This is a genomic window from Nocardia heshunensis, from assembly GCF_054782115.1.
The window spans coordinates 814,141-829,075 of sequence record NZ_BAAGTC010000004.1; the positions used below are offsets into that span (position 1 = coordinate 814,141).

General features: G+C 68.3%; 7 protein-coding genes. 5 read left to right on the forward strand and 2 right to left on the reverse strand.

Annotated elements, in window-relative coordinates; genetic code table 11:
* The first annotated feature begins 57 nt into the window (after nucleotides 1–57).
* From ACYVN4_RS16370 to ACYVN4_RS16390, 5 genes are all read left to right on the forward strand, one after another.
* Nucleotides 58–2,859 carry a DNA polymerase III subunit gamma and tau gene (locus tag ACYVN4_RS16370; protein ID WP_460721874.1) on the forward strand — a complete coding sequence of 934 codons (2,802 nt, stop codon included), beginning with the start codon at nucleotides 58–60 and terminating at the stop codon, nucleotides 2,857–2,859.
* A 255-nt stretch (nucleotides 2,860–3,114) separates the two neighbouring features.
* The gene (locus ACYVN4_RS16375; protein WP_460721876.1) at nucleotides 3,115–4,326 is read left to right on the forward strand and encodes an acetyl-CoA C-acetyltransferase; all 1,212 of its coding nucleotides are present in this window, start codon (nucleotides 3,115–3,117) and stop codon (nucleotides 4,324–4,326) included.
* Between the two features lie 35 nt (nucleotides 4,327–4,361).
* Nucleotides 4,362–6,515, forward strand: coding sequence for a 3-hydroxyacyl-CoA dehydrogenase NAD-binding domain-containing protein (locus tag ACYVN4_RS16380; RefSeq protein WP_460721878.1), 2,154 nt, complete (start codon nucleotides 4,362–4,364; stop codon nucleotides 6,513–6,515).
* A 329-nt stretch (nucleotides 6,516–6,844) separates the two neighbouring features.
* Entirely contained in the window at nucleotides 6,845–10,360 is a 3,516-nt protein-coding gene (locus ACYVN4_RS16385; RefSeq protein ID WP_460721880.1) for a protein kinase domain-containing protein, read from the forward strand.
* A gap of 149 nt (nucleotides 10,361–10,509) precedes the next feature.
* Complete coding sequence (locus tag ACYVN4_RS16390; protein ID WP_460722708.1) at nucleotides 10,510–11,970, forward strand: alpha/beta hydrolase; 1,461 nt, start codon at nucleotides 10,510–10,512, stop codon at nucleotides 11,968–11,970.
* Between the two features lie 65 nt (nucleotides 11,971–12,035).
* Here the strand turns inward: ACYVN4_RS16390 and ACYVN4_RS16395 are convergent, their stop codons facing one another.
* Complete coding sequence (locus ACYVN4_RS16395; protein ID WP_460721882.1) at nucleotides 12,036–13,352, reverse strand: class I SAM-dependent methyltransferase; 1,317 nt, start codon at nucleotides 13,350–13,352, stop codon at nucleotides 12,036–12,038.
* Nucleotides 13,349–14,788, reverse strand: coding sequence for an FAD-binding oxidoreductase (locus ACYVN4_RS16400; RefSeq protein ID WP_460722710.1), 1,440 nt, complete (start codon nucleotides 14,786–14,788; stop codon nucleotides 13,349–13,351). The genes ACYVN4_RS16395 and ACYVN4_RS16400 overlap by 4 nt, the downstream gene beginning before the upstream one ends.
* Nucleotides 14,789–14,935: the final 147 nt, after the last annotated feature.

A 14,935-nucleotide genomic window follows, 5' to 3' on the forward strand; every position in this document is an offset into this window, starting at 1 on the left:
GGCGACCGGCCCCGGCGCGCATCACCCGCTGTCGGTGGAGGCCGGTAACCTTCCCCCGTGGCTCTGTACCGGAAGTACCGACCGGCAACGTTCGCTGAAGTGGTGGGGCAGGAGCACGTCACCGATCCCCTGAGCATCGCGCTCGATACCGGGCGGATCAGTCATGCCTACCTGTTCTCGGGACCGCGCGGATGTGGCAAGACCTCATCGGCGCGCATTCTCGCGCGCTCGCTGAACTGTGTGGAGGGCCCGACCTCCAAACCCTGCGGCGTGTGTTCGTCGTGTGTGGCGCTGGGTCCGGGCGGTTCCGGCAACCTCGACGTCATCGAACTCGACGCCGCCAGCCACGGTGGTGTGGACGACACCCGTGAACTGCGCGACCGCGCCTTCTACGCCCCGGCCGAATCCCGTTACCGCGTCTTCATCGTCGACGAGGCGCACATGGTCACCACCGCGGGCTTCAACGCGCTGCTCAAGATCGTCGAGGAGCCGCCGGCCCACCTCATCTTCGTCTTCGCCACCACCGAGCCGGACAAGGTGCTGCCCACCATCCGCTCGCGCACCCACCACTACCCGTTCCGGCTGCTGCCGCCCGCCACCATGCGCGGCCTGCTCGGCAAGATCTGCGACCAGGAGAACGTGCAGGTCGAAGAGGCGGTGTACCCCTTGGTGATTCGCGCGGGCGGCGGTTCGCCCCGCGACAGCCTCAGCGTGCTGGACCAGCTGCTGGCGGGCGCGGGCCCGGAGGGCGTCACCTATCCGCGCGCGGTCTCGCTGCTCGGTGTCACCGACGTCGCCCTCATCGACGATGCCGTCGACTCCCTGGCCACCGGCGACGGCGCGGCCCTGTTCGGCACCATCGACCGCGTGGTCGAGGCGGGTCACGACCCCCGCCGCTTCGCCACCGACCTGCTCGAACGCCTCCGCGACCTGATCCTCATGCGCGCCGTCCCCGACGCCGCCGAGCGCAACCTGGTCACCGGCCCCGGTGATGTGCTCGAGCGCATGCACGCCCAGGCCGACCGCCTCGGCGCCGCCACCCTGGCCCGCCACGCCGAACTCCTGCACGAGGGCCTCGGTGACATGCGTGGTGCCACCAACCCCCGCCTGCTGCTCGAGGTCATCGCCGCCCGCATGCTCCTCCCCGCGGCCTCCGACGCCGAAACCGCCACCCTGCAACGCCTGGAACAGCTGGAACGCCGAATCGCAAGCGGCGCAATCCCCGCCGCCCCGCAGCCGGGCCAGGCGGCGCCGCAGCAGGCGCACACAGCCCCGCCGCAGGCCCAGCCCGCGCCGCAGGCACCCGCCACCCCGGCCTCGTCCGCGGCCGCCGCCGCGCCTCCGGGACGTCGCGGCGCCGCGGCCCTGGCCGCGATCCGCGCCGAAAAGACCGGTGACCCAGCGCCTTCCGCCGCCGAGGCAGCGCCCGCACCGGTAACCGCGACCCCGGCAACGGCTGCTCCGGCCGCTGCGCCCGTTCCGGGCGAGGCTGCCGGATCGGGTAGTCCGGCCGTGGGAGGGTCGACCGTCCGCCCGCCCGAGCTCGCCCCGGTGTCGGCCGCAACCCAGTCGCCCATCGCCAACACCGTTGCGCCGCAGGCCACCCCGCCCGAGCCGGTGAGCACCCCGGCCGCAACGCCCGCGCAGGCCGTCCCCGCGGAATCGGTCGGGACGCATCCGGCCGAGCGTGCTGTGGCGCAACAGGTCTCGGCCGCGATCGAGTCGGAAGCTGCCGCGCCCGAGGCCACCGTCGAACCGGCCGCCGCTCCACAGACCGTGTCGGCCCCGGTGGCGGGAAGTCCTGCGCCACAACCGGTCCCCGTTGTCGCTGAATCCGCGCCCCCTTCGGTGTCGGCCGAACCCGTTGCCCCGGCGGCCGGTCCGGTCGAACCTGACAATGTGGCGCACCAGGCGGCTTCGATCGCTGCTACCGAGCCCGCCCCCGCGCCCACACCGCAATCGGCCGCTGCGCCCGAGCCGGTCGCCGCGGCGCAGCAGGCTGTCGCGGCCGCCCCGGTCGCCGCGCCCGCGACCCCGGTGCCTCCGGCTACGCAGGTGGATCAGGGTGCGGTTGAGCAGGTTTCCGCGGCCGCGGCCGAGGTCGCGCCTGGGAATGACGCCGTGTTGGCCGAGATCGAGGCGGCTTGGGCCGATATTCGTGCCAAGGTGCGGGAGTTCGGGGCCACCGTGCAGGCACTGCTGTCCGGGGCGAGTGTGTCGCGGCTCGACGGGCAGACCATCGTCTTCGCGCATCAGAACGGGGGGCTGGCGCAGCGGCTGTCGCAGCCGCAGAACCTGGAGGCGGTGCGGTCGGCGGTCCGGGCCGTGCTGGGCCGCGACCACGAGGTGAAGTTCGAAGTCGGTTCGGCCGCCGCCGCGGCCCCGGCGAAGGCCGCCGCGACCGGAGGTCCGGCGAGTGCGCCCGCCGCGCCGAAGAAGGCCGCGCAGAAGTTCTCCCGGCCGAGTCAGGCCAAGGCCGCCGTCGCGGCCCCCGTGGAGGAACCCGCGGCGACCGGGTGGGGGAGTCCGGCGCCCGCCGCCACCATGTCGGCGGCTCCGGCACCCGTGGATCCGGGTCCGGCGGCCGTGGAGCGGCCGGGGGCGAATGCCGTCCGGAATACCCCGCCGGAGGACGACATTCCGCTGCCCGACGGGCCGGACCTTCCGGATGATCCCGGGCTGGGGGACTACTCACCGGTAGGTTATGACGGCGTCCCACCTGCTACTACGCCCGAGGAGGAGCGCGAGATGCTGGAGCAGGCGGCCACGCCGGTGCCTCCGGAAGAGCGCCGCGACCCGGATGAGGTGGCACTAGCACTACTGCGCGCGGAGTTGGGCGCCACACCTCTGGAGGGTTGACAGTTCCCCTGCGGGGCAACTTAAGTTAACCGGAGTTCGCATATTTCGGTACTATGATCGGGTGGCCGTGAGTATCGGTTTCGCGAGGTTCTAAGGTATGCCCAGGCGTACGGGTTACCGGAGCGTCGACAAACCTGCTCGGGGCGCTGTTTGTACAGCGTCTAGGCGACCGGTCCTGGCCGGTCGGCGAGGTAATGCCATGGCACGGTTCCGCACAACGCGGTGACGGCGCACCCAAGAGAGGAAAACTCCGATATGACCACAGAGGCCTACATTTACGAGGCCATCCGCACCCCGCGCGGCAAGAACCGCGGCGGGTCCCTGCACTCGGTCAAGCCGGTCGACCTGACCACCGGTCTGGTCGAGGAGCTGCGGAACCGGTTCCCGAACCTGGACGAGGATCGCATCTCGGACATCATCCTGGGTGTCGTCTCGCCGGTCGGCGATCAGGGCGCGGATATCGCTCGCACCACGGTGCTGACCGCGAACCTGCCCGACACCGTCGGCGGCGTGCAGATCAACCGCTTCTGCGCCTCGGGCCTCGAGGCCGTCAACCTGGCCGCCCAGAAGGTCCGCTCGGGCTTCGACGACCTGGTCCTCGCCGGTGGCGTGGAGTCCATGTCCCGCGTGCCGATGGGCTCCGACGGCGGCGCCATGTTCATGGACCCGTGGACCTCGTACAACGCTTACATTGTCCCGCAGGGCATTTCGGCCGACCTGATCGCCACCATCGAGGGCTTCACCCGCGATGACGTGGACGCGTACGCGGCCCGCTCGCAGGAACTGTCCGCCAACGCCTGGGACAACGGCTACTTCTCCCGCTCGGTCGTCCCGGTCAAGGACCTCAACGGCCTGACCGTGCTGGACAACGACGAGCACATGCGTCGCGGCACCACCGCCGCCGACCTGGGCAAGCTGAAGTCGGCCTTCGAGGGCATCGGCAACATGGGTGGCTTCGACGCCGTCGCCATGCAGCGCTACACCTACGTCGAGCAGATCAACCACGTCCACACCGGTGGTAACTCCTCCGGCATCGTCGACGGCGCCGCGCTGGTGCTGGTCGGCTCCGAAGAGGCCGGCGCCGCTTCGGGTCTGACCCCGCGCGCCCGCGTCGTGGCGACCGCCACCTCCGGTGCCGACGCCACCATCATGCTGACCGGCCCGACCCCGGCCGCGCACAAGGCTCTCGCCAAGGCGGGCCTGACGGTCGACGACATCGACCTGTTCGAGATCAACGAGGCCTTCGCCTCCGTCGTGCTGAAGTTCCAGAAGGACCTGCAGATCCCCGACGAGAAGCTGAACGTCAACGGCGGCGCGATCGCGATGGGCCACCCGCTGGGCGCCACCGGCGCCATGATCACCGGCACCATGGTCGACGAGCTGCACCGTCGCAACGCGCGCTACGCGCTGGTCACCCTCTGCATCGGCGGCGGCATGGGTGTCGCCACCATCATCGAGCGCGTCTAACGCCCACCCGAGACTTTTCAGGAGAACGAAAAACAATGACTGAGAACATGATCGGCTGGGAAAAGGACGCCGACGGCATCGTCGTGCTGACCATGGACGACCCCAACCAGGGCGCCAACACCATGAACCAGCTCTACAAGGACTCGATGCACGCCACGGTCGATCGCCTCGTAGCCGAGAAGGACGACATCACCGGTGTCGTCATCACCTCGGCGAAGAAGACCTTCTTCGCCGGTGGCGACCTCAAGAACATGATGCAGACCACCAAGGCCGACGCCGCGGGCATCATGGAGGAGCTCACCTTCATCAAGGCCGACCTGCGTCGTCTGGAAACCCTTGGCAAGCCGGTGGTTTCGGCCATCAACGGTGCTGCCCTGGGTGGCGGCCTGGAGATCACCCTGGCCACCCACCACCGCATCGCGGCCGACATCAAGGCCGTGCAGCTGGGCCTGCCCGAGGTCTCCCTCGGCCTGCTCCCGGCCGGTGGCGGCGTCACCCGCATCACCCGCATGCTCGGCATCGCCAACGGCCTGATGGGTGTCCTGCTGCAGGGCACCAAGTTCACCGCCGCGAAGGCCAAGGCCTCCGGCCTGATCCACGAGACCGTCGCCTCCGTCGAGGAGCTGGTCCCGGCCGCCAAGGCGTGGATCAAGGCCAACCCCGAGGGCGGCGTGCAGCCGTGGGACGTCAAGGGCTACAAGATCCCGGGCGGCACCCCGTCCACCCCGGCCCTGGCCGCCAACCTCCCGGCCTTCCCGGCCAACCTGCGCAAGCAGCTCAAGGGCCAGAACATGCCCGCCCCCAAGGCGATCATGGCCGCCGCGGTCGAGGGCGCTCAGGTCGACTTCGACAACGCCTCGCTGATCGAGTCCCGCTACTTCGTGTCCCTGCTGACCGGCCCGGTCGCCAAGAACATGATCCAGGCGTTCTTCTTCGATCTGCAGCACATCAACAACGGCGGTTCGCGTCCCAAGGACGTGCCGAAGCGTGAGATCAAGAAGGTCGGCGTGATCGGCGCGGGCATGATGGGCGCGGGCATCGCGTACGTCACCGCCAAGGCCGGCATCGACGTCGTCCTCAAGGACGTCACCATCGAGGCCGCCAACCACGGCAAGGACTACTCGGTCAAGCTCGAGGAGAAGGCTCTCTCGCGCGGCAAGACCACCGAGGAGAAGTCCAAGGCGCTGCTGGACCGCATCACCCCGACCGCCGACGCGGCCGACTTCGCGGGCGTGGACTTCGTCATCGAGGCCGTGTTCGAGAACCCGGATCTGAAGGCCAAGGTCTTCGCCGAGATCGAGGACATCGTCGACGCGGACGCGCTGCTCGGCTCCAACACCTCGACCCTGCCCATCACCCTGCTGGCCAACGGCGTGAAGCGGACCGAGGACTTCATCGGCATCCACTTCTTCTCCCCGGTCGACAAGATGCCGCTGGTCGAGATCATCAAGGGCGAGAAGACCTCCGACGAGGCGCTGGCCCGGGTGTACGACTACACCCTCGCGATCCGCAAGACCCCGATCGTGGTCAACGACTCGCGCGGCTTCTACACCTCGCGCGTGATCGGCAAGTTCATCAACGAGGCCATCATGATGCTCGGTGAGGGCATCGACCCGCAGACCATCGAGCAGGCCGGTCTGCAGGCGGGCTACCCGGCCGCGCCGCTGAAGCTGTCGGACGAGCTGAACTTCACCACCATGCAGAAGATCTACAAGGAGACCGCCGAGGCCATCGTGGCCGCCGGTGGCGAGATCGACGCGGCCTCGGGCGCGACGGCCTCGATCCTGGACAAGCTGGTGGGCGAGTTCGACCGCAAGGGCAAGGCCGGCGGCGCGGGCTTCTACGACTACGTCAACGGCAAGGCCACCGGCATCTGGTCGGAGCTGCGCTCCACCTTCAAGACCTCCACCGAGCTGCCCGAGGGCGTCTCGCTGCAGGACCTGAAGGACCGCATGCTGTTCGCCGAGGCCATCGAGACCCAGAAGTGCTTCGACGAGAACGTGCTGACCTCGACCGCCGACGCCAACATCGGCTCGATCTTCGGCATCGGTTTCCCGGCCTGGACCGGTGGCACCCACCAGTTCATCGTGGGCTACCCGGGTGGACAGGAAGCCTTCGTGGCCCGTGCCGACGAGCTGGCCGCCAAGTTCGGCAGCCGCTTCGAGGTCCCGGCTTCGCTGCGCAAGTAACCCAGGGCGGTTCCCACCGCTGAATAGCTGAAACCGAAACCCGGGTCGCGGATTACGCGACCCGGGTTTCGGCGATTAACAAGTATGAACAGGGTGGGACGGACTACCGCCAGGGGTGCTGATTCGGGGACACGCCGTGCTGGTCCGCGCTACGTTGGATTGTGCGCGGGTAGAACACCGGAAGCGGCCCGTACGTTCGGTACGCGCTCGTTCCAGTTCGACGGTGGCAGTTCGAGGTGGTGGAGATGAACCTACAGGCGCGTCCGGGTGACTCCTCCGAAGACCGTGATCCGTCCGAAAACTCTACGCAGGCATACGTTCCCATCGCCGTGACCGACGAACTCGAGGCCATGGGGCTGTTCGATGCGGAGGAGATCGGCCGGGGCGGGTTCGGAGTGGTGTTCCGTTGTGCCCAGCGGTCCCTGGACCGGGTGGTCGCGGTGAAGGTGTTGTCCACCGAGATAGACGACGACGGCCTGGAGCGGTTTCTGCGCGAAGAGCACGCCATGGGCCGGTTGTCGGGGCATCCCAATATCGTCGACATCCTGCAGGTGGACGTGACGCCGAGCGGGCGCCCATACATCGTGATGCCCTATGCCACGCGGGGATCCCTGGAGAAGGTGGTGCACGACAGTGGGCCGCTGTCGTGGATGGACTCGCTGCGGGTCGGGGTGAAACTGGCCGGGGCCATCGAGACCGCGCACCGCGCACAGGTGCTGCATCGGGATGTGAAACCGGCCAATGTGCTGTTGAGCCGGTACGGGGAGCCGCAGCTCACCGACTTCGGAATCGCCCGTATCCCAGGTGGTTTCCGCACTTCCACCAGTCTGATCACCGGTTCGCCCGCGTTCACCGCGCCCGAGGTCCTCAAGGGCGACGAGCCGACGGTGCGCTCGGACGTCTACGGTCTGGGCTCCACTCTCTTCGCCCTGCTGACCGGTCACGCCGCCTACGAGCGGCAGGCGGGGGAGAAGGTCATCGCGCAGTTCCTGCGCATTACCGGGCAACCGATTCCGGACCTGCGGGAGTTGCGGATTCCGCCCGATGTGGCCGGTGCCATCGAGGCCGCGATGGCGCCCGATCCGGGCGATCGGCCCGCCACCGCCGTGGAATTCGGTGACCTGCTGCGCGCGGTGCAGGGCGAGCACGGGCAGGTACCGGACGAGATGGCGTTGCTCGACGGCGAGGAGCAGCCGGCGGACGGCTCGGAATCGGCTGCCACCCAGGCATATACGCGCCCACGCACCTCGACGGTGGTGAATCCGCCGCGGAGTTCGTCGCTGACCCTGCGGCCGTCCACCGGCCCGAGCAGCCGCCCGCCCGCCACCGGAAACACCCTGCCGCCCACTGCCACAACGAAATTCCGCCCGCCGACCCCGGTCCGGGAGCCGGTGCCGCGCCCGCGCCTGCTGGAAACGCTGCGTGCCGGTGGCCGCCGCCGCTTGGCGGTGATCCACGGCCCGGCCGGATTCGGCAAGAGCACGCTGGCCGCGCAGTGGTGTGCCGAGCTGACCGACCGCGGGGTCGCGGTGGCCTGGATCGGCATCGACCGCGACGACGACAACGAGGTGTGGCTGCTGGCGCACATCGTCGCCGCGATCCGCAAGGTGCGCCCGGATATCGGCGCTGGGCTCGAGCAGCTGCTGGAGGAACGGCCCGCCGAGGCGGTGCCGTACGCGGTGTCGGCGATCATCGACGAGCTGCAGGCCAGCGACGTCCCGGTGGTTGTGGTGGTGGACGACTGGCATCGCATCACCGACGCGGGCGCACAGCGGGCGATGGAGTCGCTGCTCGACAACTGTTCGCACCATTTGCGTTTCGTGGTCACCAGCCGCGAGCGGGCGGGGCTGCCGCTGAGCCGCATGCAGGTGGCCGACGAGCTGGTGGAGATCGGCTCCGCGCAACTGCGGCTGACCGCCGAGGAGACCCGCCGAATCCTGGTCGAGCGTATGGGTCTGCAGTTGACCGAGCGTCAGGTCGAACAGATCCACAGCGCCACCGACGGCTGGCCCGCCGCGATCCAACTGGCGGGGCTGTCGCTGCGGCCCGCCGATCACGACGTGGATCGGCTCATCGCGGGACTTTCCGGCGACAACAAGGCGATCCGGGAGTACCTCGCCGAGAATATGCTCGGCACCATCGAGCCGCGCATGCTCGAATTCCTCACCGCCGTAGCGGTTCCCGAGCGGGTGAACGCCTCGCTCGCCGAGGCGCTCACCGGGGCCCGCGACGCCGCCGATCTGCTGGATCAGGCCGAGCAGCGAGAACTGTTCGTGCACCGCGTCTCCGACGATCCGAGCTGGTATCGGATGCAGCCCATGGTGGCCGATTATCTGCGCGCCCGGCTCGACCGCGCCCACCCGGGGCAGCTGAAGAAGTTGCACGGCAAGGCTTCCCGCTGGTTCGCCGCACACAATCTGATCCGGCAGTCGGTGGATCACGCCCTGGTCGCCACCGACCTGAACTTCGCGCTGGATCTGGTCGAGAAGGGCGGGATGGATCTGATCGACAGTTCCCGCCTGGCGACCCTGTTCGGCACGGTGTCGAAACTGCCTGTGCAGCAGGTGGCTTCGCGCTCCAAGCTGTTGATGGCGCTGGCGCGGGCGAATGTGAACCTGCAGCAGTCGGGCGCGGCCCGTACCGCGCTGGGGCGCTTGTCGAACATGCTGGCGGCGCGCAGTTCGCCGGGCGACACCGAGGCGGTGCGGGAGCGCTGTCAGGCCGCGGTGCTGGCGGCGGCCGATCAGGTGGCGCGCGATCGCACCGACGGCGTGCTCGACAAGCTCACCGAATGTCTGAAGCTGGCCGATGAGCTGCCGCCGTGGACGGTATCGACCGCGGCGAATCTGGCTTCCTATGTCCGCCTGTGCGACTTCGACTTCGAGGGTGCGCAGGCCATGCAGGAGTTTGCCGCGCCCTTCCACGCGCAGTCGGGCGACCCGCTCGGCGAGGTCTTCGGGCTGTGCGCCCGGGGTGATATCGCCTATGAGCAACTCGATGTCGAGGTGGCCACACGGTGTTTCGAGCAGGCCTGGCAGACCGCGCGCGATCGCGCGGGTTCCCGCTCGAATTCGGCGCGGGTGGCGGCGGCCCTGCTGGGTGAGGTCGCCTACCGGCGCGGTGATCTCGACAGCGCCGAACGGCTGCTGGATCAGAGCCACGAGCTCACCGCCCGGGTCGGCCCGGTGGATTTCCTGGTCACCATCTTCGTGAGCGGAGCCCGGGTGAAGGCGGTGCGCGGCGACCTGGAGACCGCCACGGCCCGCCTCGCCGAGGGTGCGCGAATAGCGGCCGAGCGCAAGCTGACCCGGCTGGCCGCCCATGTGCGCGCCGAGCGGCTGCGCCTGGGTCTGCCCGCGGATCCGTTGACGGCGGGGCTGGTGACCGACCCGATGGTCCGTCCGCTGCGGCACGCCACCGGGTCCGCCGCGCTGACCGCGGAGGCGGAGGAGATCGCCACCATTCGTGCGCTGCTGGCCCGGCACTACCGCGGTGAGGATCGCGGCAGCGATGACCTCGCGCCGCTCGGTACCGACGACAGTGCGGTCAAACGCGCCCGGGTGCTGCACGCGCGCATCCGTGACCAGCAGCGCCCGCGCGCCGAACTCGATTCCGCGCTGCTGCTGGCCGAATGCCTGTCCGCCTCCGGCTGGCTCGGTGAATCCATCGCGGTGCTGACCCCGGCGGTGATCCGGTGCGCCACATTGGGCTGGCGGCGACCGCTGCTGGACGCCGGACCCGGGGTGCTGAACATCCTGCGGACCCTGCGCCACGAGATGCCGTTGGACACCGGTGGCCCGGACGGTTCGGATCTGCCGCGCCGCTTCCTGGACTCGCTGCTGTAGCGCCGCGGGAGCATTCGGACTGGGCGGTATCTCAGGCGGCGTTACCGGGATGTTCCGTCGGTATTACCGAGGTGTCCAGACGGCGTTGAGGGTATTCACAGCGTTTCTCGAGGAATGCCGTCGAGAATCGCGACGTGCCAGTGACGTCGATGCTGCAATCCCCACCTGCCGTGCCTCCGGCACCGCAGATGCCCAAGCAGACCCAGGCCGGATATCCGGGTTTCCATCACGGAGTTTCGCTGCTGCACGGCTGGTTACCGCAGGTCATCACGTTCGCGGCGGTATTCCTGCTGATCGTGGCCTTCGCCCGCTTCACCCGCCGCTGGTGGCTGCTCTGGGTGCCGCTGTGCATCGTCTTCGCGCTCGGCGTGGTGTGGGCGTCGTGGGAGTACACCAATAACGAGGGCCTGGCCTCGGATCCGGCGCCGGCCCTGCTGTGGGTCGCGGTCGGGCTCGCGGGCGCGGTGCTGGCGGCGGCGGTGCTGGGCATTCGCACCGGCAGCTGGTGGCAGCGGATCGCGGCGATCATCGCGGTGCCGCTGGCATTGCTGAACGTGGGCGTGGTGCTGAACCAGTGGGTCGGCTACTACCCGACGGCCAATGCCGCGTGGGCCGCGCTGACCGCGGAGCCGCTGCCGCATCAGACCGATCTGGATGCGCTTGCCTCGCTGCGCAACACCAACCCCGACGTCGGCCGGATCGTGCCGGTGGACATCCCGGAGTCGGGCAGCCATTTCAATCACCGCACCGAATACGTGTACCTGCCCCCGGCCTGGTTCCAAGGCGACAAGCCGCCCACCCTGCCGGTGATCATGATGATCGGTGGCGAGTTCAACACGCCCGCGGACTGGGTGAACAGCGGCCAGATCATGAACAGCGTGGACAGTTTCGCGACGTCCAACAACGGCCAGACCCCCATCCTGGTCTTCGTCGACTCCGGCGGCGCCTTCAACAACGACACCGAATGCGTGAACGGCCCGCGCGGCGACGCCGCCGACCACCTCACCAAGGACGTGCCCGACTACGTCGAATCCACCTTCGGCGCGTCCGCGGACCCGGCCAAGTGGGGCATCGTCGGCTGGTCCATGGGCGGCACCTGCGCGGTCGACCTGGCCACCATGCATCCGGAACTGTTCGGCACCTTCGTCGACATCGCCGGTGACATCGCTCCCACCGCGGGCACCAAGGAGCAGACGGTCAAGCGGCTCTTCGGCGGCAGCGAACAGGCCTGGGCCGACTTCGATCCCACCACGGTCATGCAGAAGCACGGCAACTACTCCGACACCGTCGGCCTCTTCGACGATCTCACCCCGCCCGCGCGCCAGCGGGAGATGGCCAACGACCCGAAGATCAAGGCGCGCATGCAGCAGATGATGGGCAACCCGAACGACGAGACCGCGGGCATGGGCGGCCACGACGGCGTCTACGACACCGGTGAGGTCGGCGCGGCCGAGGCCCTGTGCGCCGAAGGCCAGAAGGTGAACATCAACTGCACGGTGCACACCACCGAGGGCGGCCACACCTGGCAGTTCGCCGCCGCGGCCTTTACCTCGTCGTTCCCGTGGATGACCGAGCGGCTGGGTCTGCCCCTGGTGCATCCGCTCTCGTAAGCGGTATTTCACGACAGCGCGGGCGTGCGGCGAAAGCCGCACGCCCGCTTCGTTTTACGAGAACGCTATGCCTTCCACCAAGGGCGCAGCGGCACGGTCCAAGCCTTGTCCTCGCCCAGTTTCACGCCCAGAACCTGGTGCAGCTGAACCACATTCCGCTCGAATCCGAGCTGGCAGCCCGCCATGTAGAGCCCCCACACCTTGGCGGTGCCCTCGCCGACCTCGTCGACGGCCGCGTCCCAGTTCTTCACCAGGTTGTCGCACCATTCCGCGAGCGTGAGCGCGTAATGTTGGCGCAGGTTCTCCTCGTGCAGCACTTCGAGGCCCACGTTCTGGATCTCGGAGATGACCCGCCCGGAGCCGGAGAGCTCGCCGTCGGGGAACACGTACCGGTCGATGAAGTCGCCCGCCTTGGTGGTGCGGGTGTTGTCGTGCCGGGTGATGGAGTGATTGAGGAACAGTCCGCCGACCTTCAGCTTCGACTGCATGAACTCGAAGTAGGCCTTGTAGTTGGCGACGCCGATGTGTTCGGTGAGCCCGATGGAGGACACCGCGTCGAAGTCGCTCTCGCGCACGTCGCGGTAGTCGGAGTGGCGGACCTCGGCCAGCTCGGAGAGTCCTTCCTCGGCGATCTTGGCCTGCGCCCATTCGGCCTGTTCGGCCGAGAGCGTGGCCCCGATGACGTGGACGCCGCGCTTGGCGGCGTAGCGCACCATGCCGCCCCAGCCGCAGCCGATGTCGAGCAACCGGTCGCCGGGCTTCAGGTTCAGCTTGTCGAAGACCAAGCGGTACTTGTTCTCCTGGGCCTGTTCCAGGGTCCAGGCCGGGTCCTCGTAGACCGCGCAGGTGTAGGTCATGGACGTGCCCAGCACGTACTCGTAGAACGTATTGGACACGTCGTAGTGGTGGTGAATGGCCTCGGCGTCGCGAGTCTTGCTGTGCCGCAGGCCTTCCAGGGCGATGCGCCGCCAGCGCGGCAGCGTCTCCTGCGGCGGCGGGGCGATCGGCTTGAGCAGTTCCCAGCCCAGTGACCGGGCGATGACCACCAGCTGCAGGGCGGTCGGGCGGCGGAACTTCATGCTCGCCATGGCCTTCAGCAGCTCATAGGGGTCGCCGGGTTCGACGCCCGTGGTGGCGAGGTCACCGGAGACGTAGGCGCGGGCCATGCCCAGATCGCCGGGTGCGGTCACGATGTAGTTGACCCCGCGCGGGGTCAGGATCTCCAGACCGAACTCGGAGTCCTGCGGTCCGGTGCTGCTGCCGTCGTAACACGTCAGCCGGATGGGGACCGGACCCTCGAGCAAGGTCTCGAAGATCTCCGCGATGGTGAGTTTGGTTCCGAGCTCGGCGAAGACATCGGAACGGTCCTTGAACGTGGTCACTTGCGTTGCACCGCCTTCGAATACAGATCCAGTAGACGAGAATCCGGGTCGTAGCGCTTCTTGAGGGTGGAGTAGGTGCCGCCGCCGTAGTAGAGCGCGGCGAACTCATCCTGGTCGTAGTAGGAGTCCGAATACAGGGATTTATGACCGTCCAGTTCGGACACCTTGTGCTCGATGGCACGGTTGGCCAGACCTTCGGGCTGTCCCGCCACCGTCGGCACGGCCGACCAGAAGCCGACATTCACGTAGGTGCGGCCGGGCTCCAGCGGGTAGAGCGGCCAGGGGCGATCCGAGGTGCTCGTGGGATCGTCGCGCAATCGCAAGGGGCACAGCCAGATCGGCTCGATCGGGATCTCGCGCAGGAACCATTCCATGAAGTCCGCGGTCCGCTCCAGCGGCACCTCGATGTCCTGCACCACCCGCTCGCGCGGCGGATTACCGTGCCGCGCTTCGATCTTGTCGCCGATCGCGTATTTGTGGTCCAGTGCGATGAGCTTCCAGTAGAAGCTGGAGCGCCGGTACTGCTTGGGCCACAGCCGCCGGATCTTCGGGTTCTGTGCGCCGAAAGCCCGTGAGCACCAGAACCAGTCGGTATCCCAGCGCCACAGGTAGTCGGCGATGGTCAGCCGATCCCGCTTGGGCTGCCGGGAATCGTGCTGGATGGACCGGTAGAAGATGTCCATGTCGGTGTAGTCGCTGACCGGGCCGGGCTCGTCGGTCTGGCGGCCCAGCACCAGGTAGCTCTCGTCGGCGGTGAAGACGACGCCGTCGAGGTAGTCGACCGTTTCGCCGTCCCAGGCCCGGTCGGCGATGATCTGCGCCATGGCGGCTTCCAGTTCGCGCAGGTCGTGAAATCTGATGTACCGCAGCGCGACATAGGGCAGAACTTTTTCCAGCTCGATCTTCAGCCGCGTCGAATACCCCAATGTGCCGTACGAATTGGGGAAGCCGCGGAACAGATCGGCGTGCTCGCCGTCGCGGGTCGCGGTGATGATCTCGCCGGCCCCGGTGAGCACGTCGATCTCGAGCACCGATTCGTGCGGCAGGCCGTTGCGGAAGGAGGTGGACTCGATGCCCAGCCCGGTGACCGCGCCGCCGAGGGTGATGGTCTTGAGTTGCGGCACCACCAGCGGGGCCAGCCCGTAGTGCAGGGTGGTGGCGACCAGATCCTCGTAGGTGGTCATGCCCGCCACGTCCGCGGTGCGGGCCTCCGGGTCCACCGCGATGACCTGCGTCAATCCGGACACATCGAGTCCGGGCGCGTTGGTTCTCGCCCGCGCCCGGAACAGGTTGGACGTCTTCTTGGCCAGTCGCACATTCGCATCCGGCGGGATGGCGCGGTACGAGGTCAAAAGCCGATCGACCCCGGCGCGATGCGCGGCGAAACCTGATTCATGTGCGGCCGGTGTGCGGCCGCCGTTCCCCAACAGACTCACTGCCACCCTCGGAAACCTAGCGTGCACCGACCGGTACGGCCAGCAGGGGAGCACCGGCGGGGCGGGTTTTCACGCACAGTTTGCATGCGTGCCGACAGGCGCTACCTGCCGTGCTGCGAGTCTATTCCCCGTCCCGTCGTGATGATT

Coding starts and splice junctions, on each gene's coding strand:
- ACYVN4_RS16375 (WP_460721876.1), top strand. CDS start 3,115: ATGACCACAGAGGCCTACATTTACGAGGCCATCCGCACCCCGCGCGGC.
- ACYVN4_RS16380 (WP_460721878.1), top strand. CDS start 4,362: ATGACTGAGAACATGATCGGCTGGGAAAAGGACGCCGACGGCATCGTC.
- ACYVN4_RS16390 (WP_460722708.1), top strand. CDS start 10,510: ATGCTGCAATCCCCACCTGCCGTGCCTCCGGCACCGCAGATGCCCAAG.